Annotated in this window: 21 protein-coding genes, 3 tRNA genes and 1 pseudogene; 11 read left to right on the forward strand and 14 right to left on the reverse strand. The window is 64.2% G+C overall.

The features are described 5' to 3' along the window. Nucleotides 1-22 precede the first annotated feature (22 nt). Together J8I87_RS04680 and J8I87_RS04685 are read right to left on the reverse strand one after the other, a co-directional pair. On the reverse strand, nucleotides 23-1,153 hold the full coding sequence (locus J8I87_RS04680) for an enoyl-CoA hydratase/isomerase family protein (protein ID WP_209930282.1): 1,131 nt from the start codon (nucleotides 1,151-1,153) through the stop codon (nucleotides 23-25). Between the two features lie 104 nt (nucleotides 1,154-1,257). Further along, complete coding sequence (locus tag J8I87_RS04685; protein ID WP_209930283.1) at nucleotides 1,258-2,028, reverse strand: TetR/AcrR family transcriptional regulator; 771 nt, start codon at nucleotides 2,026-2,028, stop codon at nucleotides 1,258-1,260. Nucleotides 2,029-2,175: 147 nt separating this feature from the next. Here J8I87_RS04685 and J8I87_RS04690 point away from each other — a divergent pair, with 147 nt between their 5' ends. Continuing rightward, nucleotides 2,176-3,156 (forward strand): NAD-dependent epimerase/dehydratase family protein, encoded by a 981-nt coding sequence (locus J8I87_RS04690; protein WP_209930284.1) that lies wholly within the window; start codon nucleotides 2,176-2,178, stop codon nucleotides 3,154-3,156. A gap of 107 nt (nucleotides 3,157-3,263) precedes the next feature. Here the strand turns inward: J8I87_RS04690 and J8I87_RS04695 are convergent, their stop codons facing one another. Further along, nucleotides 3,264-3,551, reverse strand: coding sequence for a DUF1488 domain-containing protein (locus tag J8I87_RS04695; protein ID WP_209930285.1), 288 nt, complete (start codon nucleotides 3,549-3,551; stop codon nucleotides 3,264-3,266). 217 nt (nucleotides 3,552-3,768) lie between these two features. After that, nucleotides 3,769-4,044 carry a hypothetical protein gene (locus J8I87_RS04700; RefSeq protein WP_209930286.1) on the reverse strand — a complete coding sequence of 92 codons (276 nt, stop codon included), beginning with the start codon at nucleotides 4,042-4,044 and terminating at the stop codon, nucleotides 3,769-3,771. A gap of 213 nt (nucleotides 4,045-4,257) precedes the next feature. On the opposite strand from J8I87_RS04700, the gene J8I87_RS04705 reads away from it, so the two are divergent. Together J8I87_RS04705 and J8I87_RS04710 are read left to right on the forward strand one after the other, a co-directional pair. After that, complete coding sequence (locus tag J8I87_RS04705; RefSeq protein ID WP_313063837.1) at nucleotides 4,258-4,521, forward strand: hypothetical protein; 264 nt, start codon at nucleotides 4,258-4,260, stop codon at nucleotides 4,519-4,521. Nucleotides 4,522-4,660: 139 nt separating this feature from the next. Then, on the forward strand, nucleotides 4,661-5,014 hold the full coding sequence (locus tag J8I87_RS04710; RefSeq protein WP_209930287.1) for a hypothetical protein: 354 nt from the start codon (nucleotides 4,661-4,663) through the stop codon (nucleotides 5,012-5,014). 79 nt (nucleotides 5,015-5,093) lie between these two features. Here J8I87_RS04710 and J8I87_RS04715 read toward each other — a convergent pair whose 3' ends face one another. Next, on the reverse strand, nucleotides 5,094-5,426 hold the full coding sequence (locus J8I87_RS04715) for a DMT family transporter (RefSeq protein ID WP_409518724.1): 333 nt from the start codon (nucleotides 5,424-5,426) through the stop codon (nucleotides 5,094-5,096). Between the two features lie 9 nt (nucleotides 5,427-5,435). Continuing rightward, entirely contained in the window at nucleotides 5,436-5,933 is a 498-nt protein-coding gene (locus tag J8I87_RS04720; RefSeq protein WP_209930289.1) for a heme-degrading domain-containing protein, read from the reverse strand. 284 nt (nucleotides 5,934-6,217) lie between these two features. Between J8I87_RS04720 and J8I87_RS04725 the strand changes: the two genes are divergently transcribed. From J8I87_RS04725 to J8I87_RS04745, 5 genes are all read left to right on the forward strand, one after another. Next, nucleotides 6,218-6,294 (forward strand) — tRNA-Met (locus J8I87_RS04725). A gap of 236 nt (nucleotides 6,295-6,530) precedes the next feature. Next, entirely contained in the window at nucleotides 6,531-7,076 is a 546-nt protein-coding gene (locus J8I87_RS04730; protein ID WP_209930290.1) for an NUDIX hydrolase, read from the forward strand. A 21-nt stretch (nucleotides 7,077-7,097) separates the two neighbouring features. Further along, nucleotides 7,098-7,835, forward strand: a complete 738-nt coding sequence (gene aat / locus J8I87_RS04735) for a leucyl/phenylalanyl-tRNA--protein transferase (protein ID WP_209930291.1) — start codon at nucleotides 7,098-7,100, stop codon at nucleotides 7,833-7,835. 161 nt (nucleotides 7,836-7,996) lie between these two features. Beyond that, entirely contained in the window at nucleotides 7,997-8,836 is an 840-nt protein-coding gene (locus tag J8I87_RS04740; RefSeq protein ID WP_209930292.1) for an arginyltransferase, read from the forward strand. Between the two features lie 133 nt (nucleotides 8,837-8,969). After that, on the forward strand, nucleotides 8,970-10,004 hold the full coding sequence (locus J8I87_RS04745) for a quinone-dependent dihydroorotate dehydrogenase (RefSeq protein WP_209930293.1): 1,035 nt from the start codon (nucleotides 8,970-8,972) through the stop codon (nucleotides 10,002-10,004). Nucleotides 10,005-10,054: 50 nt separating this feature from the next. Here the strand turns inward: J8I87_RS04745 and lepB are convergent. The 4 genes and pseudogenes from lepB to J8I87_RS04765 form a co-directional block, all read right to left on the reverse strand. Beyond that, nucleotides 10,055-10,745 (reverse strand): annotated as a pseudogene (gene lepB / locus J8I87_RS04750) (signal peptidase I). Between the two features lie 87 nt (nucleotides 10,746-10,832). Next, nucleotides 10,833-11,837, reverse strand: coding sequence for a Gfo/Idh/MocA family protein (locus J8I87_RS04755; RefSeq protein WP_209930294.1), 1,005 nt, complete (start codon nucleotides 11,835-11,837; stop codon nucleotides 10,833-10,835). 135 nt (nucleotides 11,838-11,972) lie between these two features. Then, a complete protein-coding gene (locus J8I87_RS04760; RefSeq protein WP_209930415.1) occupies nucleotides 11,973-12,689 on the reverse strand; it encodes a FadR/GntR family transcriptional regulator in 717 nt (238 codons plus the stop codon). A 738-nt stretch (nucleotides 12,690-13,427) separates the two neighbouring features. Then, a complete protein-coding gene (locus tag J8I87_RS04765; protein WP_209930295.1) occupies nucleotides 13,428-13,964 on the reverse strand; it encodes a GNAT family N-acetyltransferase in 537 nt (178 codons plus the stop codon). 1,026 nt (nucleotides 13,965-14,990) lie between these two features. Here J8I87_RS04765 and J8I87_RS04770 point away from each other — a divergent pair. After that, a complete protein-coding gene (locus J8I87_RS04770) occupies nucleotides 14,991-15,725 on the forward strand; it encodes a Crp/Fnr family transcriptional regulator (protein WP_209930296.1) in 735 nt (244 codons plus the stop codon). Nucleotides 15,726-16,193: 468 nt separating this feature from the next. Here J8I87_RS04770 and rpiA read toward each other — a convergent pair whose 3' ends face one another. The 4 genes from rpiA to rnr form a co-directional block, all read right to left on the reverse strand. Next, nucleotides 16,194-16,889, reverse strand: coding sequence for a ribose-5-phosphate isomerase RpiA (gene rpiA / locus J8I87_RS04775; protein WP_209930297.1), 696 nt, complete (start codon nucleotides 16,887-16,889; stop codon nucleotides 16,194-16,196). Between the two features lie 121 nt (nucleotides 16,890-17,010). After that, entirely contained in the window at nucleotides 17,011-17,868 is an 858-nt protein-coding gene (locus tag J8I87_RS04780) for an N-acetylmuramoyl-L-alanine amidase (RefSeq protein ID WP_209930416.1), read from the reverse strand. A gap of 169 nt (nucleotides 17,869-18,037) precedes the next feature. Continuing rightward, complete coding sequence (rlmB, locus tag J8I87_RS04785; protein WP_209930298.1) at nucleotides 18,038-18,781, reverse strand: 23S rRNA (guanosine(2251)-2'-O)-methyltransferase RlmB; 744 nt, start codon at nucleotides 18,779-18,781, stop codon at nucleotides 18,038-18,040. 102 nt (nucleotides 18,782-18,883) lie between these two features. Further along, nucleotides 18,884-21,340 (reverse strand): ribonuclease R, encoded by a 2,457-nt coding sequence (gene rnr / locus J8I87_RS04790; protein ID WP_209930417.1) that lies wholly within the window; start codon nucleotides 21,338-21,340, stop codon nucleotides 18,884-18,886. Nucleotides 21,341-21,734: 394 nt separating this feature from the next. On the opposite strand from rnr, the gene J8I87_RS04795 reads away from it, so the two are divergent. Together J8I87_RS04795 and J8I87_RS04800 are read left to right on the forward strand one after the other, a co-directional pair. Beyond that, nucleotides 21,735-21,821: transfer RNA gene (locus J8I87_RS04795), tRNA-Leu, on the forward strand. Nucleotides 21,822-22,045: 224 nt separating this feature from the next. Beyond that, nucleotides 22,046-22,132: transfer RNA gene (locus J8I87_RS04800), tRNA-Leu, on the forward strand. Nucleotides 22,133-22,474: the final 342 nt, after the last annotated feature.

Raw genomic sequence — 22,474 nt, forward strand, 5'->3', positions numbered from 1 at the left:
GCCCGCCTGCTCCGCTGTCGCGTCAGCCCTGCAGGTCGCGCAGCGGATGCTCGTTCGCGGGCCACGGGCTCTCGAACATCTTCTCGACGTCCGCGCGCGTCACGTCCTCGATGCGCGCAATGCGCCACTTCGGCTTGTTGTCCTTGTCGATGATGCGCGCGCGGATGCCTTCCGGCGCGTCGCCCCGCTCGAACGACGAGCGCGTCAGATCGAGGTCGCGCCGCAGGCATTCGGCCATCGTGCCTTCGGCGCGCGTCACCACTTCCAGCGACACCGCCATCGACAGCGGCGAGCGCTCGCGCAGCACGGCGCCCGTCTGCTCGGCCCAGTCCGCATACGCGCAATCGCCTTCGCGATCGAGCGACGCGATGATCCGCGCGACATCGGGCAGCGCGAAGTGCCTGTCGATCATCGCGCGCGCGTCGGCGAGCGGCGAGGTATCGGGTGTCGGCACGACCTTGTGAAATTCCGCCTCGTGCCGGACACAGGCCACCACGTCGGCGCCCTGCTCGAACGCTTGCGACTTCAACCGTTCGATCAGCGCGGGAATCGCTTCGTCGGGGATGTACGCGTCGGCGAGGCCGGCGTAGAGCGCGTCGGCGGGTCCCATCGTCTCCCCCGTCACGGCCAGATAGCGGCCGATCGCGCCCGGCGTGCGCGCGAGAAACCAGCCCGCGCCGACATCCGGAAACAGGCCGATGCGCGTCTCGGGCATCGCCATGCGCGTCGACGAAGTCACGACGCGCAAGCCGCCCGTGCGGTGCGCGCCCTGCGAAATGCCCATGCCGCCGCCCATCACGACGCCGTTCGTGAACGCGATATACGGCTTCGTGTACGTGAAGATCGCGTGATCGAGCCGGTATTCGTCGATGAAGAACGTATCGACGGCATCGCCGTCGCCGCGCCGGAACGACTCGTACAGATACCGGATGTCGCCCCCCGCGCAGAACGCGCGCGCGCTGTTGCTGCGCACGACGACGGCCAGCACGCCGGGATCGTCGCGCCATTGGTCGAGCGCCGCGTGCATTGCGCGCATCATCGGGAGGGAGAGCGCGTTCAGCGCCTTGGGCCGGTTCAGTTCGATGAAGCCAATGCGATTGGCGGTGTACGCGATGAGTTCGTCTGAGGCGCTACGCAGTTCGGGTGTCGACATGGTTCGTGCGTGATGCGATTGATGAGATGTGCGACGCAACGGTAGCACGCGTGTTTGACTTCTTCAGTGAAACTGGCGACGGGCGTGGCAAGGGAGCGTGCGGCTCAGACGCCGTTCGCCTTTGACGGTGCGTTGCGCTTTGCCTTCGTTTTCGTCGCGTTGCGGGCCTCGTTGGCGATTGCGCTCCCGTCTGCTGCGACGTTCGCACCAGCGTTCGCCGCAACATTTGCCGCAGCGTTCGCCGCGCACGGCTGCGCTGCGCCGAACCACGCGACGAGCGCCGCATCCACCACCGCTTCGAGCGGTGCGCGCGGAAACACGGGGCAAGTCAGATGCAGCGCGACGATGCCATGCAGCGTCGCCCACAGCGCTTCGCCGCACACCTCGCTGCTGGCCGCATGCGGCAGGCGTCCGCCCGCCTTGAGCGCATCGATCGCCTCGACGAGCAGCCGGAACGCGGTGTCGCCGGCGTCGTCTTGCGTCCCGGCATCCGCGCCCGCACCGCCGACGAGGGCTGCACCCGTGTACGACGGGTCCTCCATGAAGATCAGACGGTACGTCTGCGGATGCGCAACGCCGAACGCGACATACGCGCGCCCGATTGCCTTCAGCCGTTCGGCGGGATCGGCGATGGCGATCAACGGCTCGAAGGTGGCGAGCAGTTGCGCATAGCCCTCTGTGCAAAGCGCGCGCGCAATGGCATCGCGGCTTTCGAAGTGCAGGTACAGCGTGGCGGGCGAATATTCGATCGCATCGGCGATCTTGCGCATCGACAGCGCGCCAAACCCTTCGTGCATGACGATGCGTCGCGCCGCATCGAGGATGCGCTCGCGCAACGCCTGCTTCTGACGAGTCTTTCTTTCTGCGATTCCCATGCGAGCGATTTTCCGGTTGACAAACTGAAAAGTCAAATTAAACTGAACACCGTTCACTGAACGCTGTTCATTAAATTTCTTACACTCAGTCCGTGCTGAATAAGGACCAGCATCACGTGGTCGGCGGGCGTATTTCGGAAAGGTGTCATGGAAACGGCAGGGCAGATCGGCCTGTTCGGCGCGGCGGGCGCCGCAGGTCTCAGCATTGCGCACGCATTGAGCGCGGCAGGCCGCCGGTATCGGGTGATCGGACGCGGGCGGGCGGCGTTGCAGGCGTCGTTCGGCCAGGATCCGCTCGCGGACATCGCAACGTGGAACCCGGACGACCCCGCGTCGATTGCGGCCGCCGCGACTGGCCTGCAAACGGCTGTGTATCTCGTCGGCGTGCCGTATCACGAGTTCGCGAAGCATCCCGTGCTGATGCAAAAGACCCTCGACGGCTTTCGCGCAGCAGGCGTGCAGCGGCTGATCCTGATCGGCACCGTCTATCCGTATGGGCGCCCGCGCAGCCATCCCGTCACCGAATCGCATCCGCGCGCGCCGCATACGTTCAAGGGCAAGATGCGGCTCGCGCAGGAAAATCTCGTCATCGACGCGCATGGTCGCGACGGGCTCGACACGCTCGTGTTGCGCCTGCCCGATTTCTACGGCCCGGGCGTCGAACGCAGCTTTCTGCATCGGGTGTTCGAGGGCGCCGCGCGCGGCACGCGCGCGCAAATGATCGGCCCCATCGACGTGCCGCACGAGTTCGTGTTCATGCCCGACGTGGGGCCCGTCGTCGAGCGGCTTTCACGCACGCCCGAAGCGTTCGGGCGCGTGCTGCATCTGGCGGGCGCGGGCACGATCACGCAGCGCGAAGTCGCCGCGCGCGCCTATGCGCTCGCTCAGCGCCAGCCGAAGCTGATGGTGGCGGGCAAATCGATGCTGCGCGTGATGGGTCTTTTCGATCCCATGCTGCGCGAACTCGTCGAAATGCACTACCTGTTGACGGACCCCGTCGTGCTCGACGATTCGGCGTTGGCCAGGCTGATTGGCCCCGTGACGAAAACGTCATACGAGGCGGGCATTGCGCAGTCGTTCGAGGCTGCGCTGCGCAGTGCGCAGCAGGCGGCAGCGCAGGCCGCGTGAGTGCGCCGCGAGCGTGCCTGAAAGGGGTGGATGGGGGTGGATGGAAATGGCGGCGCGATCGACGAGCTGCCGGGTGCATGCGCCATGCACGCCCGTCGTGCCTGCGCCTAGGCGCCTGCCAGATTGCCCGGCGGAAAGTGCCCGCTCTTTAGCAGAACCGGGGTGCCGTTGCTGAGCAGCAGATGCTCGCGGGCAACGGCTTCGATGTGCGCCCGGCCCGCGTCGAAAGCGCGGCGCCAGCCTTCCGTGTCGTTCGCCTCGGCGCCGAAGTGATCTTCGAGCGCTTCGACTGAAATCGCGCACGGCACCCGTTCACCATCGACCAGCGCCGGAAACACCAGCGTCAGATTGAAATCGCGATAAGCGGGCGCGTCCGCGGGAAAACGAATCTCCATAGTGACCTCATCGGGAAAATTCGGCGGCAAGGGCGAGCGGCCGCGCATTGCGCGAATGGCGCGAGATGCGGACGACGGGCCCGGTCAGCGCGGTAATGGTACTCGTACCCGCATGCGGCGGTCCAGCACCCATCGTGAAACGCATGTGCGAAATCGGGCTCATCGGGCCCGCCGCGCCGGCGCTGCGATGCGCGATCGTGCGCAGGCGGATGCCGCCTCAATGACCGTCGAGCAGCCGGTCGACATACGCGCGGCCCGCCTGCTCGACGAAAATCAACGCTTCATCTTCCGTCGCGAAGCGATGCTCGTCGCCGATTTCGACCAGCGTTTCCATCCGGTGCGGATCGTCCGGCCCGCCCTCGGACAAACTCACCGCCCCGACGTACAGCCCTTCGCGCTCGCCCGCCCGGCGCGCCTGCTCGTGCGCCGGCACGAAGCGCGCCGACGCGCTGATGTAATAGCCCCTGTAAGGGCCGCTCACCCGCTCTGCCATATTCGCCTCTCGATTGCTCTGTATTCACTCGATCCATTCGATGCTTCAGCCGCGCGCGGCACACCACGTGCGGTACACGGTAAGTCCTCGCGCCGCGCCATAAGTTCGATGCACCGATACTTGCGGGCTCGACGGGCACGCGGCACGTGCGGCGCACAGCCGCCTGCAGCCGCGCAGGCGGGCCGAACGACAGTCGAACAGGCGACGGGCGTAATGGGCGACGCCGGCAAGTTCCGGACGAGCACCGACGATATGGGAAAATATTCTCTTCGAGAGCGCGAAGCCCCCGGACCTGACGCAGCCAATGCATGGTCCGCGTACGCGGAAAATCATGGCATCGACATTCCGAAGCCGATCGGCGTCTGGGAAGATGCCGCGTCGAAGGAAGGCGCCGATAGCCGACGCCTCGTCGAGCAGGCCGGCATCCGCGCCGACCTGCCGGACACAGGACACCTCAGCGTGCGACGGGAAGTCTGAGCGACAAGCGCGATCGTTTCGTGCCCGCATCGGCTGCGCGATGTGCTCGAATTGCAGCGCTGCCGCGCGCACCAACTCCGCGTGCTCTCGTGATGGCATTGGCGGCGTCGCCCACATCCCATTTCCGGAAGGACACACAATGAAGTCGATCGAACGGCGCGCGCGCCCTACCGCTTTTTCACACGCGATCCGCGCAGCCGCCTTGCCGCTGGCCGCCCTTGCGATCGCGAGCCTTGGCGCCTGCGCGTCGTCGAACACGACGAAGCTTATCAACCTGCCCAATGGCGAAACGGGCTTTGCCGTCAGCTGCAGCGGCGCGGATGCGAGTTCGAGCTGGGCCTCGTGCTACGTGCAGGCCGGCAAGGCGTGCGGCGCGACGGGCTACGACATCGTGTCGAAGGATAACGACGAAGGCGGCATGGCGGGCGGCGGCATCACGAACGTCGTGTCGGCGAACGTGAAGAACCGTTCGATGGTGATTCGCTGCAAGTAACGCGCGCATGCGGGCATCCGGCGCGCCGTGACGTCCACTTCGAGCCGCGTCCGGTCGATCCGTCACGCGCCGGGCCGCGTCAATGCGCCTGCATGTTCGAAAAGAGATTGAGCACGACGACGCCCGCGACGATCAGGCCGAGTCCCGCGACAGCGGCGAGATCGGGTATCTGGCGGTACATCACGATCGCCACCACGGTGATCAGCACGATGCCGACGCCGGACCAGATTGCATAGACGATGCCCACGGGCAGGCTCTTGAGCGTGAGCGACAGGCAGTAGAACGAAATCCCGTAGCCGAGCAGCACGACGAGCGCGGGCACGAGACGCGTGAAACCTTCCGACGCGCGCAACGCCGAGGTCGCGATTACTTCGGCGACGATGGCGATCGCGAGCAACGCATAAGGAGGCACACGCATGCGTCACGCCTTTGCAAGCGCGAGCTTGCTGTAGTCGTGGCCGAGTTGCGCGCACAGCGCCTCGACGACGAGTTCATGATCCGCGCGTTGCGGCAATCCCGACACCGTCACCGAGCCGATCACGCCCGCGCCCTTCACGGTCAGCGGAAACGCGCCGCCATGCGACGCATAGTCGGATACGGCGAGACCGTGCTTGTCGGCAAGCGTCGCGTTCGACTGCTGCAGCTTCAGGCCGACTGCGTATGAGCTGCGGCGGAAGTGCGCGACGGTGTTGCCCTTGCGGCGCGCCCAATTGACGTTGTCGGGCGTCGCGCCTTCGAGCGCGCAGAAGAACAGCGGCTGACCGAACGAGCGGATGTCGATGGCGAGCGCGAGGCCGCGCGCTTTCGCGATCTCGTGCAGATACGCGCCGAGCTGCCACGCGCTGTCGGCATCGAAATGAGGAAAGACGAGCGCGTGCTCCTGCGCGGCGATCGACTGCAAATCGTGAGCGATATCCATGGCGTGTCGAAGTAGCGTGAGGGCATGCCGCGCCGGCACGACGGCTTGCGCGGCCCTAAAGAATGGGCATTCTAGCGCAGGCGGTACGCGTGAAGCCGCGCGCCAACGTGCTGGCCGCGCCCCGCGATCTGTTCCGCGTATCGAATGCTCGCACATCATGGACGCGCATTCGATACGCGTGTCGCGGCACGCCAATTCGCCGTCGCATTCCCCTCTTTCATGTCGATCCTTAAAAACCCATTGCATCGACCATGCGTTTGTCCTATAATCTTTTCTTCGACGGACGCGGGGTGGAGCAGTCTGGCAGCTCGTCGGGCTCATAACCCGAAGGTCGTAGGTTCAAATCCTACCCCCGCAACCAAGTACGTCTGCTTCCGTTCTGGTTAGCTCACCGTCGCACCATCAAACCCGCCAATGGCGGGTTTTTTGTTTTGGAGCCGGCGATCACCGGCAATCACATTCCTTCCGCCCGCTGCTTTGGCCAACAGCCGCGCATTCGCGCGACACACACGGCCCGCCCCACGTCCACGCCCCAGGCGTCATCGTGAAACCCCAGCCCGGTGATACACTCCCATCACTGTTCTCCATCCCCTCCCTATGAAATTCTGTTCCATCTGCGGCAACGCAGTGAACCTGAGCATTCCGCCCGGCGACAACCGGGAGCGCTTCGTCTGTGCGAGCTGCGGCACCGTGCACTATCAGAATCCGCGCAACGTGGTCGGCACCATCCCTGTCTGGGACGACAAGGTGCTGCTGTGCCGCCGCGCGATCGAACCGCGCTACGGCTACTGGACACTGCCCGCGGGCTTCATGGAAATGGGCGAGACCACGTCGGAGGCCGCCGCGCGCGAAACACTGGAAGAAGCCGGCGCGCGCGTCGAAGTGCAGAACCTCTACACGCTGCTGAACGTGCCGCACGTGCATCAGGTGCATCTGTTCTATCTCGCGCGGCTCCTCGATCTCGACGTCGAAGCGGGCGAAGAGAGCCTCGAAGTGCGACTCTTCGAAGAACACGAGATTCCGTGGGGCGACATCGCGTTCCCGACTGTCGCGCAGACGCTGCGCTTCTTCTTCACCGACCGCGCATCGGGCAACTACGGCCTGCATACGGGCGACATCTTCCGCTCGCTGCGCGACGGCTGACGTGCACACAACCGGCAGCGCATGGTTCCCTGGCTAGGCCCCGACGATCCGTTTCCGCCCATCGAGCGTGCGCTGTCCGCGACGAGCGGCGCGCCCGGCCTGCTCGCGGCGAGTTCGGACCTGCTGCCGTCGCGGCTCATCGACGCCTATCGTAGCGGCATTTTCCCGTGGTATTCGGACGGCCAGCCTGTGCTCTGGTGGACGCCTGACCCCCGCATGATCCTGCGCCCGCGCGAGTTCAAGATTTCGCCTTCGCTGAAAAAAACGCTCAAGCGTGTGCTGCGCGACGACGCATGGGAAATCCGCGTCGACGCCGACTTTCCCGCGGTGATGCGCGCCTGCGCGCACGCGCCGCGCAACGGCCAGCGCGGCACGTGGATCACCTCGGATGTGATCGACGCCTATACGGCGCTGCACCGTCGCGGCGACGCGCACAGCATCGAAACCTGGCACGCCGGCAAACGCGTCGGCGGTTTGTATGGCGTGTCGTTCGGCAAGATGTTTTTCGGCGAATCGATGTACGCGGAAGTCACGGATGCATCGAAAATCGCGCTCTCCGCGCTCGTTTTCCACTTGCGACGTCACGAAATAGAAATGATAGACTGCCAGCAGAACACGTCGCATCTGGCGTCGCTGGGCGGCCGGGAGATCGCACGCAAGGCGTTTGTCGCGCATGTGCGCGCGGCCGTCGACTCGGCGCCGATTCCCTGGCCGTTCGACAAGACCGTGTTAGGCGATCTTTTCGCGCCGGCCGCCTGAATGTGCGGGACGTCGAGGGCCGTCGGCGCCGCGCAAATGCTGAGCTTCGTCATTGATGTGTTCTGCCCGTACGCTGCAAGCTGATGTCCGGCACGTCGCCGGCAATCGGCCCGGCAATCGTCCGGATGTGCAAAACCAGAAACGCTTCGAGAGCTGCTAACGTGACTCACCCGAATGAGCTGCCGCTTTCACCGCTTTCGGCGCTGCAATTCTATGCAACAGCGCCTTACCCTTGCAGCTATCTGGAAGGGCGCGTCGCGCGCTCGCAGGTTGCGACGCCCAGCCATCTGATCAACTCCGACGTCTACACCGAACTCGTCAGAGCCGGCTTTCGCCGCTCGGGCGTGTTTACGTACCGGCCCTATTGCGACGGCTGCCGCGCATGCGTGCCCGTGCGCGTGCCCGTCGAACGCTTCAAGGCGAACCGCACGCAGCGGCGCGTGTGGAAAAAGCACGGCGGCCTGATCGCCACCGTCGCGCCGCTGCACTATGACGAAGAGCATTACGCGCTCTATATGCGCTATCAGTCGGCGCGTCACGCAGGCGGCGGCATGGACCGCGACAGCCGCGACCAGTACGAGCAGTTCCTGCTGCAAAGCAGGATCAACTCACGCCTCGTCGAGTTCCGCGAGCCGGCCAATCCCGGCTATGCGGGCCATCCGGACATGCCCGGCCCCTTGCGCATGGTCAGCATGATCGACATCCTCGGCGACGGGCTGTCGTCGGTCTATACGTTCTTCGATCCGGACCAGCCGCACACCAGCTACGGCACCTACAACATCCTCTGGCAGATCGAGCAGGCGCGCAGCCTGAAGCTGCCGCACGTGTACCTCGGCTACTGGATACGCGAAAGCCCGAAAATGGCCTACAAGGCCAATTTCACGCCGCTCGAAGGGCTTTTCGACGGCGCGTGGAAGGTGCTCGACCCGGGCGCGCCCGATCTCTCGACCGTCGATGCCGCGAAAGGCGGCCAACGCGTGTTCCGCGTCGCCCGCGATTGATCGCACGCCACGCGCACTCGCTGTTGCCCGCGTGCACGTCACACGGCGGCGCATTAAAACAGAAACGTCGATAGCCGCCGCGCCGAACCGTTAAAATAGCGGGTTCTCATTTTCAGCCGCCAGGCGCCCCGCCGTGTTCAGTTCCCTTTATCCGCTCGTACGCGCCCCACTTTTCCGCATGGACGCGGAAGACGCTCACCATCTGACCTTGCGCCTCCTCGGCGCTGCTGGACGCGCCGGCGTCGCGGGCGCGCTTGCGCCGCGCGTGCCCGATGCGCCGCGTACCGTGATGGGCCTGACGTTCAGGAATCCCGTCGGCCTCGCTGCGGGTCTCGACAAGGATGGCGCGTGCATCGACGGTCTTGCCGCGCTCGGCTTCGGCTTCATCGAAGTCGGCACCGTGACGCCGCGCGCGCAGCCGGGCAACCCGCGCCCGCGCATGTTCCGCCTGCCGAAGGCAAACGCCGTCATCAACCGGATGGGCTTCAACAACGCGGGCGTCGAACAGTTCGTGCAGAACGTGCAGGCCGCGCGCTATCGCGGCATCCTGGGGCTGAACATCGGCAAGAACGCCGACACGCCGATCGAGCGCGCCGCCGACGATTATCTCTACTGCCTCGAACGCGTGTATCCGTTCGCGAGCTACGTGACCGTCAACATCTCGTCACCGAACACGAAAAATCTGCGCCAACTGCAAGGCGCGGACGAACTCGACGCGCTGCTCGCCGCACTCAAGGACAAGCAGCAGCGCCTCGCGGACCTGCATGGCAAGCTCGTGCCGCTCGCGCTGAAAATCGCGCCCGACCTCGACGACGAGCAGGTCAAGTCGATTGCGGACACCTTGCTGCGCCACCGTTTTGAAGGCGTGATCGCGACCAACACGACGCTCTCGCGCGCGGCCGTGCAAGGCCTGCCGCATGCCGACGAAGCGGGCGGCCTGTCGGGGCGGCCCGTGTTCGATGCGTCGAATGAAGTGATCCGCAAGCTGCGCGCGCAAGTCGGCAGCGACGTGCCCATCATCGGCGTCGGCGGAATTTTCTCGGGCGCGGACGCGCAGGCGAAGCTCGATGCGGGCGCATCGCTCGTGCAGCTCTATACGGGCTTCATCTATCGCGGCCCAGCCCTCGTCGCCGAATGCGCGCAGGCGCTCGCCGCGCGCGCCGCCTGAGCGCCGCAGCCTGCGCGACGCGCACACCGCGGGCCTCGCGCTGACGCGGCTCAGCGCGCCGCGACAGCATCGAGCCGCGCGCCGAAGCGCTCCAGCCGTGGCTTGTAGAAGTGATCCAGATCGAGCGAATAGGCGACGCGCCGCGTGCGGCCCATCAATTCGTCGCGCGGAAAGAAGCCGAAATAGCGCGAGTCCGCGCTGTCGTCGCGATTGTCGCCGAGCATCAGATACTCGCCCGCGGGCACCGTGACGGGCCCGAACGAGCTGCGCGGACTCGGCTCCGTTTCCGACAACCGCACGACATGCGCAACACCCGCGAAGCGCTCAGTCAGATAGCCGCCGGGCGAAATCGCGTCGACGGGCAGCGGCGCGAGCGCGAGCAGCTGATAGCTCGCGCGCACGCCGTTCACATAACAGCACGTTGTCGCGCATCGCGACAGTATCGCCAGGCAAGCCGATCAGCCGCTTCACGGTCAGCTCGTGCGCCGCTGACGAATCGACAGTCACGACGTCGCCGCGCTGCGGCTCATGCAAATGCGCAATCGCGATTTGCGTGAGCGGGATGCGCAGGTCGTAGGCCATCTTGTCGACGAGGATGCGGTCGCCTTCGCGTATCGCCGGCAGCATCGAGCCGCTCGGCACGACGTTCCAGTCGGCGATCGCACTGCGAAACAGCACCATCAGCGCGATGAACGCGACGAAACGCTTGTACTCGCGCCACGGCCGGGCCAGCATGCGCATCATCGCGCTCCTCGAAAACGACAGCGGCCGCAAGCACCGCCCTCAGGCCGCGACCATCCTCCCACGGCGCACGAAGACAGCGCAGTTTCACTCGCACGGGAATCGCAGCCCGAGCGCTGCGCGCGCCGCATCGGCCATCGCAATCATCTGACGCGACTTCGCGTGCGTCATGATCGGGCTTTCGAGCTGCCCTGCGCGAATGAGATCGCAGAAGTGCGCGGTCTCGTAGTTGAGGCCGCCGCCTTCGAACGGCGCATCGAGTTCGACCACGCGGCCATCGACATAACGCACCGTCGCGCGCGCCGGGTTCCACCAGTTCTCGTGGATCGTGATGTGGCCGCGCGTGCCCGCGATGAACGCATCGCCCTTGCCGAACAGATCGAGGCCGCAAAAAATCTGGGCAAGCCCGTGCTCATGCCGGCTGTTGAGACTCGCGAACGTATCGACGCCCGTCGGCCCAAGCCGCCCCAGCGTCTGCACGTCGAGCGGCGCGCCGAGCCAGTCGACGGCGAGAAACATCTCATAGATACCGATATCGAGCAGCGCGCCGCCCGCCTGTTCGAACGACAGCGACGGATGATCGTCGGGCACGCCCGGCACCGAGCAGCCCGCGCGCACGAGGCCGATCTCGCCGATGGAATCGGCTGCGAGGTGCGCGCGCAGTTTCTGATAGAGCGGATAGAACGGCGGCTTCATCGCTTCCATGAAGAGCCGCTGCGACGCGAGTGCGCTGGCTGTCACGCGATCGAGTTGCGCCGCGTTCACCGTCGCGGGCTTTTCGCACAGCACATGAAGTCCGGCTTCGAGTGCGGCGATCGCATACTGCGCGTGGCTATCCTGCATCGTCGCGATATAGAGCGCGTCGATGCCGCTTTGAAGCAGTGCGTCGAAGCTGTCGAGCGCTTGCGCGCGATGCTGCTGCGCAAACGTTTCAGTGGGCGCGCGACGGCGTGACCAGACTGCCGTCAGCCGCGTGTGCGGAACATGCGTGAGACTTTGCGCGAAACGTTGGGCAATGCGACCCGTGCCAACGATGCCCCAGCGTATTGTTGCGCGATTCCCGGGCGGGTTGAGGTTTGCTGCGTGATTCATCCGTCGCGAGGCGTTCATCTATCCATTGAGTGATTGTGAGAACCGGCATTGTCGCCGATGTCGACCTCACTTTCCCGGATATCATTCCCGCGGCGCGTTGGCCTTGCTCTGCTCTGTCCTTCTTCTTCGTCTGACTTATCGTTCCGCAGGCCCGTCGGGCATCGCGACGCTCATGCGGCTCATCGAGAAGTCGATCAGCGCGATCGCCGCCGCTTCCGCTTCCTTGGCGTCGTGCTTCTCGATGGCCTCGACCACGCGCGAATGCAGGCGCACCGTTTCTTCCCATGCGCCCTGCGGCATATCGACGAGCGGCTTCAACGCCGACAGCGCGCCGCGAATGATGGCCGCCATCTGCTGGAAGAACTGGTTGCCGCTTGCGGTGACGATCCGCGTATGCAGCACTTCATCCGCAGTCTGATGGCCAGGCTCGCCAGGCGGGCTGTTGCGGAAAGCCTCGAACGCATCGCGGATCGCGGCGATGTCCGAAGCATTGCCGCGCGTCGCGGCCTGCGCGGCGGCGCGCGGTTCGATCAGCACGCGGAACTCGATCACGTCGCGCAGAAACGTCGGATCGGGCTTCGCGCGAAAGCGCCAGTTCACGACGTCCTCGTCGATCATGCGCCAGTCGTGCATCGGCCTGATGCGCGTGCCGATCTTCGGCCGCACGTCGAGCATGTGCCGCGCGAGCAGCATCGACAGCGCCTCGCGCATCACCGTGCGGCTGACGTCGAATTCCTTCGACAATACGTCTTGCGGCGGCAGCACCGCGCCATATTTTTCTTCGACGATCCCGGTCACGAGTCCATCCATGACTTTGCTGACCAAGGAACGTTCTTTATTGGTTTGTTCCATCATGCTTCTCCCCGATGCGGCGTTTTCGCCTGCGATGAATGTGGATCACGTGCCCTCGTGTCATTTTTAATTGTGAACGCTACGTTGCTTCGCTTTATCTGCATGCGCCAATCGGGAACCACCCCGACAGGGTATTCCCTCCGATTAATTGTTTCGTTCGTGCAACGCGTCGTGAAACGAAGTCGGAATCACATCGCAACAAGCCTGCGCAATGGGGAAAAATTGCATTGAAAACACCGCACGCAATCACTGGCAGACGACGGTTACATTCGTTACGTTTGTTACCAATCGAATCAATTAGCAGTCCGCAAGCACTGACGCGTACGTTTGCTCCGCGTCGCTCGCGCAGCCCGCTCTTCGAAGCGCGCAGCGCCCACCCGTCTCGTTACCTATTGCCTCCGTCAACAACCGTCCACCGCACGACGCGTGGCATTCGTCGAAAACGCCAGCGGCTCCTGCCTGTCGAGCGAAAAGACCTGTACTTCACTGATGAATCGCTTCGATCGCCATCACGGCTCGCACCCGACGCTACCGCTGCCAGTGCCATCGCTGCCCTCTCCAGCAGCGTGACTCTGACAATCCGTTTGCGGTCGCATCGCATACGGCATCCGACACTGCCATTCAAGCAGACTTGCATGCCGCTCTTCTGTGCGAGTACACACAGAGAATTATTCGCAATGATGCGGCCGCAAGCATCTGGTTGGACGGCTGCATCATCCGCGAGACGCATTTGCGGCGTCACAGAAATTCGAAGCTATCGACGATGGTGTCGCTCTCGCGTTCGCGGCGCTGCACGGCGAACAGGTTGCGGCTGCCCTTGCGAGGCTGCCATCTGAGGCTGATGTGCGGCGTGCCGCGCTCGAGCAACCGGCCATCCATCTTTCTGAAGCCGAACTGCTCATAGAAGCCGCTCAGCCCCGCAGGGGCCGTCACCCACACCGCGCGTCCTGGCCAGCGTTTGCAGATCACTTGCAGCGCACGCTCGATCAGCGCGTGTGCGGTGCCGTCGCCGCGCCGGCCCGGGCTCGTCAGGATCTTGTCGATCGCGATGTCGGGCTCTTCGCTGTCGCACGGCCGGATGCGCGCGTACGCGAGAATGGGCATCTGGCGCGTCATGTCGTCGACGGCGAACAGATGCAGTGCGTGCTCGTCATGACCGTCTGCGTCGAGATGGACGTGCGATCGTTCGACGACGAACACGGCGCTGCGCGCACGCATGATCAGATACAGCTCGCGCGCGGTGAGTTGGTCGAACTCCAGCGTCTTCCAGTTCATCGCGGCTCCCTATGACGGATGATGATCGGGCACGTTCCGGCGGGCTGTTCCCGTTGATATGGCCACACATTACTGACGGTGCTCCCGTGATTCAGTGCGCAATCGCACCGACCTTCCACCTTGCGCCTGCGCTTTCGACACGCGTGCAGCGGCACGTCATCGTGCCGCTGTCATCGCGATGCCGCGTGTCTGAACGGGTGACGATCGACGTGACGGTGCATTGTCAATTCTCCTTTAGCGGCTCGCATGCCATGAAGACACTTGCTGCAACGCATGCTCGCGAAACGCAACAGGTTCGCTTGCCCGCTAGTCGACTTGCAGGCCGTGTTACAGGCTTGACGCCAAATTGCAAAGCACCGGCGACCCATCCTGGCCGGGCCGTGTTCGCTCCATATTCGCTTCTTGAAAAGGCCGGCTGCTCGACAGGCGCGCGCGAAGCCGTTGTCGTCGGGGCTCGCACCAACACAGGCGCTCGCAATGTTGGGCCGTACCGAACACCTTCATCGCATAAGCCAGCAATTCGATGCCGCAAAAAGACAGTCACCCGCGACAGCGACGCGGGCCATGCAACATATCTGAATCAATTCTGGCGACCCGACGAAACGTTCGCGTGACACACTTTCGGCGCGAGTTTCACCCTTCAAAGCACCTTTGAAGACGCCCATACGCCTCCCCAAACACCAATCCCATCAATGACTTATGGATCGTAGTTAATGAAAATTGCAATAACGCACCGCAAAAAAGCGTTTTGCAAAATTGAAACAAAAGTGCGTGTTTTGCGGTTTATCGACGCGCGGGCGGCGACGCGAGGCCGCGTCGCTGCTCGCTGGCGGGGCGATTGGCATGTTTGTCGCTAAAGATGTCGCACGGCAACAGCGCCAGCACGAACCGAGAGGTGAAGGCGCGAGAAAGCCGGACGGGGCCGGACTGCGTTTAACAGCCGCTTGCCAGGCGGAACAACAACGGACGCAGCGCCGGACAAGAACAGCTATGCGCGTGATGCGCGGCTTCATGCGAGGACCGATCATGTTGACCCTTCAATCCGATCTTCACGGCAACCATTTGCTTGGCTCGCTGCCTTCTCACGAATGGCAGGCGCTCGTCCCCCATCTCGAGCTCGTCCATCTGCGCACCGAACAGTTGCTCTGCGATTCGGGACAACGGATTCATCATGTGTACTTCCCGACGAGCGCGATCGTTTCGCTGCTCTCGACGATGGAAGATGGCGGCTCCGTCGAGATCGCCGCCGTGGGACGCGAAGGGATGACGGGCGTGCCCATCCTCACGGGCGGCGAGACCATGCCGAACCGCGTGCAGGTGCAATGCTCGGGCTTCGCTTATCGCATCAGCGCACAGGCGCTGCGCCAGCAACTGCAACGCTCGGACCTGCTGCGCCGGCTGATGCTGCTCTACATGCACGCACTGCTTACGCAGGTCGCGCAGACGGCGGCGTGCAACCGTCACCACTCGCTGAGCAAGCAGTTGTGCCGGTGGCTTCTGATCGAAGTGGATCGCGTCGCGTCGAACGATCTGACCGTCACGCAGCAGCTCATCGCCGACATGCTCGGCGTGCGACGCGAAGGCATCACGGAAGCCGCGGGCAAGCTGCACGACGAAGGCCTGATCCATCACAGCCGCGGCCATATCAAGGTGCTCGACCGCAAGGGACTCGAAGCGCGTGCATGTGAATGCTATGGCCTCGTGAAGCGCGAGTTCGACCGGCTGCTGCCGCGCCTGCATCAAGCCGAGGCGGTGAACTGAAGCCGATAGCGGGGTTCGGATCCGATTCTGATGTGTCGCTCGCGGCCCGGATATGCGGTTCGTCATCGCAGGCGCTGAATGCGCTCTCGCACCGATCGAACGCCACGGCACCGGGCGGCTGCTGATCGCATTGCCATGCGTGCTCGTGCTGCCGTTCCCGTCGTACCTGCGCTGCCCGTCGGTTTCAAGGAAATGTGCGCGCCGATACGAACGCACCGGGCAACGACCCGCTTTCGACGCAGATGAAGAGCGTGCATTCCTCAATGCCGGCACACCGAATGCAGCGCTGAAACGTGACGCAAGCGAGCCGCAACGACGGGTGCGTCATGTGCCGGGCGTCAGCACGAAGTCGGCCTCTTCAGACTTCCATCACGGCTCATCGAGCAGCCGTTGCATGATACGAACAAAAACGCGCCACCTCGCACGAAGCAAGGCGGCGCGTCGGCGCACGCGGGCGCGCTGCAGCGATCAGCTGCGCGCGTACTCGATCGTCTCGACGCCCTTGCTCGTGCCAAGCAGGCACAGGTCCGCGCCGCGCGCGGCGAACAGACCCACCGTCACGACGCCAGGCCACGCATTGATGTGCGCTTCAACGGTGCGCGGATCGCTGATGCGCAGGCCCTTGACGTCGATGATCTCATTGCCGTTGTCGGTGATATAGGGCGCGCCGTCCTTCGTCACGCGCACGACGGGCACGCCGCCCATTGCCGTGACGCGGCGGCCGATGGCCGTGCGCGCCATCGGCAGGACTTCGATGGGCAGCGGGAACTGGCCGAGCACGTCGACGACCTTGCTTGCGTCGGCGATACAGACGAATTTCTCCGCCACCGACGCGACGATCTTCTCGCGCGTCAACGCACCGCCGCCACCCTTGATCATCGCGCCACCGTGGTCGATCTCATCGGCGCCATCGACATAGACGGTCAGCGATTCGACGTCGTTCAGGTCGAACACCTGAATGCCGTGCGATTGCAGGCGCTGCGTCGTCGCGACCGAACTGGACACGGCGCCGCGATACCGCGACTTGTGCGCGGCGAGCGCATCGATGAAGCAGTTCGCCGTCGAGCCGGTGCCGACGCCGATCACGGCGCCTTCGGGTACGTTCGCGACCACATAGTCGGCGGCGGCGCGGCCGACCAATTGCTTGAGTTCGTCTTGAGTCATGATGGGAATGCTTGAGGCAGGCGGAAAAGCATGAGTTTACCGGAGTCCGCGCGACGGGCCTGATTTATTGCGCGCAAATGCGGTGCTGCCCTTCAGCCTGAATGATGCAATCCTGAACCATTCAGGGTGTGGCTTTGGCGGGTGGCGCGGCGGCATCCGGCAGGTATTTGTCGAGCAGCGCCTGCGCGATCGCATCCGTTTGCGCATCCGGGTTGCCTGAGTAATCGGCGGCACGGAAATGCATCTGGAACGCGGCAATGACGCGCCGCGTCCTGTCGTCGAGCACACCGTCCGTCGCGACTTCGTAGCCATAGCGCGCGAGCTTCTGCTGGAGCGCGCACACGTCGGTGGGCGCATGCGGATCGCGGCCCGCCAAGCCTTTCGTGACGGCGGCGTCGTCCGGCCATGCTCCGATGCCCGCATCGTAGAGTTGCTTCCACGGAAACAGCGGGCCAGGATCGATCTTGCGTTGCGGCGCGATATCGCTGTGGCCGACGACGCGCGTCGGCGCAATCGCGTAGCGTGCGACGATATCCTTCGCGACGCGGATCAGCGCGTCGACCTGCGCGGGCGGATACGGCTGCCAGGTGCGGCCTTGCGGCGTATCGACGGGCCCGAGATTCACATTCTCGATGCCGATCGACGCCGCGTTCAGTTCCGTCGTGCCCTGCCAGTAGCTCAGCCCCGCATGCCATGCGCGCTGCGATTCGGGAACGAGTTGCCAGACGATGGGCTCGCCGTTCTTCTCGCGCGGATGGTCGGGGACGACGTAGTGCGCGCTGACCTGCTCTTGCGTCAACACGTCGAGAGATTGCGCCTCGTCGATTTCGGTGTAGTGCATGACGAGAAAACGGATGCGAGTGTCGGCGTATCGCGCGTGGCGGGACGTGTCGGCGTAGTAGGCGCCCCGATCGATGACGCTGGTCGTGCAGGCAGTGGTGAGGAGCGTGGCAAGTGCGAGCGTTGCCAGCCGTTGCATCGAGAGGGGCCGTTTGGGAAAGGTCATTGGATCGTCTCTTGCGTCGCCGCGTGCCGGCATTTCATTGCTTCGCCCGGGCCTGCACGGACATCCGCGTTGCAAGACGCTATCGCGGATGCCGGCGAATTCGAAGGCAGATCAACATCAGCCGTCGCGAACGACCACCGGGTTACTTCTTCCCCACCCGCTGCCGCACTGCCTCGAACAGACACACGCCGCTCGCCACGGAAACGTTCAGGCTCTCGACCGACCCCGCCATCGGAATCTGCATCACTTCATCGCAGGTATCGCGCGTGAGCCTTCTCATGCCCTCTCCCTCGGCACCCATCACGAGCGCGACGGGACCATCGAGCTTCGTCTCATAGAGGGAAGCCGTCGCATCGCCCGCCGTGCCGACGACCCACACGCCCGCGTCCTTCAGTTCGCGCAACGCGCGCGCAAGATTGGTCACGGTGATGTACGGCACGGTATCCGCCGCGCCACTCGCGACCTTCGCCGCCGTCGCATTCAGCCCGACGGCCCGATCGCGCGGCGCAATGACGGCATGAGCGCCCGCCGCGTCGGCGACGCGCAGGCACGCGCCGAGGTTGTGAGGATCAGTGACGCCATCGAGCACCAGCAGCAGCGCCGGCCCCTGAATGCCATCGAGCAGTTCCGCCAGATTCTGCGCAAGCGGCAGGTCGCCCGCGCGCGCGACGATGCCCTGATGGCGCTCCGTATGCGCGAGGCCCCACAGGCGCGTTTCGTCGGCGGCGATCAGACGCACGCCCGCCTCTTTCGCCACGGCGAGAAACTCGTTCATCCGGCGATCGCGGCGCGTCTGGTCGTAATAGATTTCCTCGACCGTCGATGGATCGTGACGCAAGCGTGCCGTCACCGCATGAAAACCGTAGAGAACCTTGAGACGTGACATGACTGAAACAACCTTTGAATGAGCGCGCCCGATGCAAACGATCAGGGCGCGCCCGATGGAGACGAGCGCCGCGCCGCGAATGCGCGCGGCGATACTGCACAATCAACGCTTCTTGCGCGACGCCTTCGGCGATGATTTTGCGGACGCGCGCTTCTTCGACGCGCCCGCCTTGCGCGCCGCGCGGGCTTCCTTCACGGCGGCTGTCGGCGCCGATGCGGCCTTCTTGCGGCGCGAGCCGTCGACCTGCGCCACGCGCTCGATGGACCGCACGCGCGGGCCGCCGAGATCGCTCGCCTTCTCGGCGGAACTCGCGCGATGCGCCTGCATCTTCACGGGCAAGTCGCGCACGAGGCGGAAATCGATCTTGCGCGCGTCGAGATCGACGCGGCTCACCTGCACGCGCACGCGATCCGACAAACGATAACGGATGCCCGTGCGTTCGCCGCGCAGCTCGTTCTTGATCTCGTCGTACTGGAAGTAGTCCGAGCCGAGTTCCGTCACATGCACGAGCCCTTCGATAAAGAGCGAATCGAGCTGCACGAAAATGCCGAACGACGTCACGCCGCTCACCATCCCGCCATACTCTTCGCCGAGCTTGTCGCGCATGAAGTAGCACTTGAGCCACGCTTCGACGTCGCGCGAGGCCTCATCGGCGCGGCGCTCGTTCGCCGAGCAATGCAGGCCGAGCTCTTCCCAGATCGCCGTGTTCGGGCGTCCGCGGCCGCCGCGCTTCTCGTTTTCCGCCTGCAGCGCGCGGGCGCGCGGCGACAGCGCCGTGTTCAGCTCGACGCCGGGCGGCGTGTGCGGCTCGTACTTGCGGCCCTGCAGGATCGCGTAGATCGCGCGGTGCGTGAGCAGATCGGGATAGCGGCGAATCGGGCTGGTGAAATGCGCATAGGCCTCGTACGCGAGACCGAAGTGACCGATGTTGTCCGGGCTGTAGACGGCCTGCTGCATCGAGCGCAGCAGCATCGTCTGCAGCATCTGCGCGTCGGGACGGTCGCGGATGTGCGCCATCAATGCGGCGTAGTCGCTCGCGTGCGGCGTGTCGCCGCCGCCGAGCGTCAGGCCCATGCCGCGCAGGAACGTGCGCAGGTTTTCGAGGCGCTCCGCTGTCGGTCCCGCATGCACGCGATACAGACCCGGATGCTTGTTGCGCTTCATGAAGTCGGCCGCACAGACGTTCGCGGCCAGCATGCATTCTTCGATCAGCTTGTGCGCGTCGTTGCGCGTGCGCGGCACGATCTGCTCGATCTTGCCCTGCGCATTGCAGACGATGTACGTCTCCGTCGTATCGAAGTCGATCGCGCCGCGCTTCTGGCGCGCGGCGAACAGCGCCTTGTAGACGCCGTACAGGTTCTGCAGTTGCGGCAGAAGCGCGGCGCGGCGCGTCGCTTCCGGACCCTTCGTGTTGGTCAGGACGGCGGCGACTTCGGTGTACGTGAGACGCGCGGCCGAATGCGTCACGCCGGGATAGAACTGATACGCCTTGATCTCGCCGCGCGCGGTAATGACCATGTCGCATACCAGCACGCAGCGGTCCACATTCGGGTTCAGCGAACACAGCCCGTTCGACAGCTTTTCCGGCAGCATCGGAATCACGCGGCGGGGGAAATACACCGACGTGCTGCGCTCGATCGCATCGACATCGAGGCCGGTGTCGGGCAGCACGTAATGCGACACGTCGGCGATCGCGACGATCAGGCGAAAGCCGTCGCCGCGCCCGACCTTGACGGGCTCGCAATACACGGCGTCATCGAAGTCGCGCGCGTCTTCGCCGTCGATCGTGACGAGGGGCACATCGCGCAAGTCGACGCGATGCCGGATATCGACGGGACGCACTTCGTCCGGCAGTTTCGCGGCCTCTTCCACTGCGGCCTGGCTGAACTCGTGCGGCACGCCGTACTTGCGCACCGCGATTTCGATTTCCATGCCGGGATCGTCGATATCGCCGAGCACTTCCACCACGCGTCCGAGCGGCTGCGAATGACGGCTCGGAAAGTCGGTCAGCTCGACCACGACGACCTGCCCGACCTTCGCCTTCTTCGTGTTCTGCGTGATCAGGATGTCGTGGCCGATGCGCTTCTCTTCGGGCGCGACGATCAGCGCGCCGTTCTCGTTGAGAAGCCGCCCGATCACGCGCTTGTTCGCGCGCTCCGTCACCTCGACGATATGGCCTTCGGGACGCCCGCGCCGGTCATAGCCAACGATGCGCGCGAGCACGCGGTCGTTGTGCATGACCTTCTGCATTTCGCCCGTCGGCAGGAACAGATCGTCCTGGCCGTCGTCGCGGATCAGAAACCCGTAGCCGTCGCGATGGCCCTGCACGCGGCCCGCGACGAAGTTCGACGGATGAGTCAGTTGATAATGCCCGCGCTGATCGAGTCTGATCTGGCCATCGCGCTCCATCGCGGCGAGGCGCTTGAAAAACCCTTCGCGCTCCTGGCGCTTGATCGACAGTGCTTCGGCGATGTCGTTCGCTGCAAGCGGCGTTTCACTCGTGCGCAGCACGCCGAGGATTTCTTCGCGGCTTGGAATCGGATACGGATATTTGCTCAAGGGCTTGTCGATGATTGTTCTCGTTGCGTGGACGTCGGCGGGTGTGTTGACGTTGCTCTTTCTGAACTGCAACTGCGCTCGTTCGTGACTGCGACTGCTCTCTTGCTCTCTGACTGACGACAACCGTGCGGCCACCGTGCTGCCCCCGACATGCTGCCCGGGTGGCGGCACGAAGACCCCGTCATTGCACGCGACGGGTCGCCGCACCGTGCCCGCATACTACTGCGGGGATTCTAACACCCGTCTTGCGCGCCACGCGCCGCCTGGCGGGCGATTGCGCGCGCTGCGCGGGCAGCGTCCCACGCGGCGCGTGCGCCCCCGGGCAGTTTTCGCAAAACACTTGACACGATTTCTCGACACGCTATAATCGCTGTCTCTGCTTCAAACGCACCTTGCCCAGGTGGCGAAATTGGTAGACGCACTAGGTTCAGGTCCTAGCGGTGGCAACACCGTGGAGGTTCGAGTCCTCTCTTGGGCACCAGATTCAAATGAAAGCCGCCTTCGGGCGGTTTTTCATTGTTGTGAGAGCACTGCTCTTTCGCTGCGGTTTTCGGATCGTGGAGAAGGCGGTGTGAGAAGTTGCAGTACCTGTTGAGCGCGAGTCATTTGATGCGCGAACAACCAGGCGAAAAGATGAAGCGTTTTTCGAAATACCGATTGACACGCAGATTCTTCTCGCTACAATAGCGGTCTAGCTTGAGACGTGCCCAGGTGGCGGAATTGGTAGACGCACTAGGTTCAGGTCCTAGCGGTGGCAACACCGTGGAGGTTCGAGTCCTCTCCTGGGCACCACGCTCTCAACGCTAAAACAGATCACCCCGCAAAGCAGATAGCTTGCGGGGTTTTTTGTTTCTGGCGGCCGCTCATCATTGGGCGTGCGAGCGTCCTTGCACCACGCTGCGTCGTTTGCATCGCGTCCTCGCAACCGCAACCCTATGTGCCATCGCGATGTAATCGTCGAAATCGGCGGCCGTGCGCGGCCTTGTTGATAACCGCCGCGAATCCAAATGGGCAGCGAGAATTGATTGCCTGGATATTACGAATGCCAAACTCGACTCTGGTAAAAATACTACATTGATTACATTTACCAGACATTGCCGCCTCTGCGGAACGAATTAACCCAGGGGTAAGCAC

It is taken from the genome of Paraburkholderia sp. LEh10, assembly GCF_017814945.1.
Classification (GTDB): domain Bacteria; phylum Pseudomonadota; class Gammaproteobacteria; order Burkholderiales; family Burkholderiaceae; genus Paraburkholderia.

Excerpts from the sequence above, each read along its gene's own strand:
- J8I87_RS04680 (WP_209930282.1), bottom strand. The coding sequence starts at position 1,153 with ATGTCGACACCCGAACTGCGTAGCGCCTCAGACGAACTCATCGCGTAC.
- J8I87_RS04685 (WP_209930283.1), bottom strand. The coding sequence starts at position 2,028 with ATGGGAATCGCAGAAAGAAAGACTCGTCAGAAGCAGGCGTTGCGCGAG.
- J8I87_RS04690 (WP_209930284.1), top strand. The coding sequence starts at position 2,176 with ATGGAAACGGCAGGGCAGATCGGCCTGTTCGGCGCGGCGGGCGCCGCA.
- J8I87_RS04695 (WP_209930285.1), bottom strand. The coding sequence starts at position 3,551 with ATGGAGATTCGTTTTCCCGCGGACGCGCCCGCTTATCGCGATTTCAAT.
- J8I87_RS04700 (WP_209930286.1), bottom strand. The coding sequence starts at position 4,044 with ATGGCAGAGCGGGTGAGCGGCCCTTACAGGGGCTATTACATCAGCGCG.
- J8I87_RS04705 (WP_313063837.1), top strand. The coding sequence starts at position 4,258 with ATGGGCGACGCCGGCAAGTTCCGGACGAGCACCGACGATATGGGAAAA.
- J8I87_RS04710 (WP_209930287.1), top strand. The coding sequence starts at position 4,661 with ATGAAGTCGATCGAACGGCGCGCGCGCCCTACCGCTTTTTCACACGCG.
- J8I87_RS04720 (WP_209930289.1), bottom strand. The coding sequence starts at position 5,933 with ATGGATATCGCTCACGATTTGCAGTCGATCGCCGCGCAGGAGCACGCG.
- J8I87_RS04730 (WP_209930290.1), top strand. The coding sequence starts at position 6,531 with ATGAAATTCTGTTCCATCTGCGGCAACGCAGTGAACCTGAGCATTCCG.
- aat (WP_209930291.1), top strand. The coding sequence starts at position 7,098 with ATGGTTCCCTGGCTAGGCCCCGACGATCCGTTTCCGCCCATCGAGCGT.
- J8I87_RS04755 (WP_209930294.1), bottom strand. The coding sequence starts at position 11,837 with ATGAATCACGCAGCAAACCTCAACCCGCCCGGGAATCGCGCAACAATA.
- J8I87_RS04760 (WP_209930415.1), bottom strand. The coding sequence starts at position 12,689 with ATGGAACAAACCAATAAAGAACGTTCCTTGGTCAGCAAAGTCATGGAT.
- J8I87_RS04765 (WP_209930295.1), bottom strand. The coding sequence starts at position 13,964 with ATGAACTGGAAGACGCTGGAGTTCGACCAACTCACCGCGCGCGAGCTG.
- J8I87_RS04770 (WP_209930296.1), top strand. The coding sequence starts at position 14,991 with ATGTTGACCCTTCAATCCGATCTTCACGGCAACCATTTGCTTGGCTCG.
- rpiA (WP_209930297.1), bottom strand. The coding sequence starts at position 16,889 with ATGACTCAAGACGAACTCAAGCAATTGGTCGGCCGCGCCGCCGCCGAC.
- J8I87_RS04780 (WP_209930416.1), bottom strand. The coding sequence starts at position 17,868 with ATGCAACGGCTGGCAACGCTCGCACTTGCCACGCTCCTCACCACTGCC.
- rlmB (WP_209930298.1), bottom strand. The coding sequence starts at position 18,781 with ATGTCACGTCTCAAGGTTCTCTACGGTTTTCATGCGGTGACGGCACGC.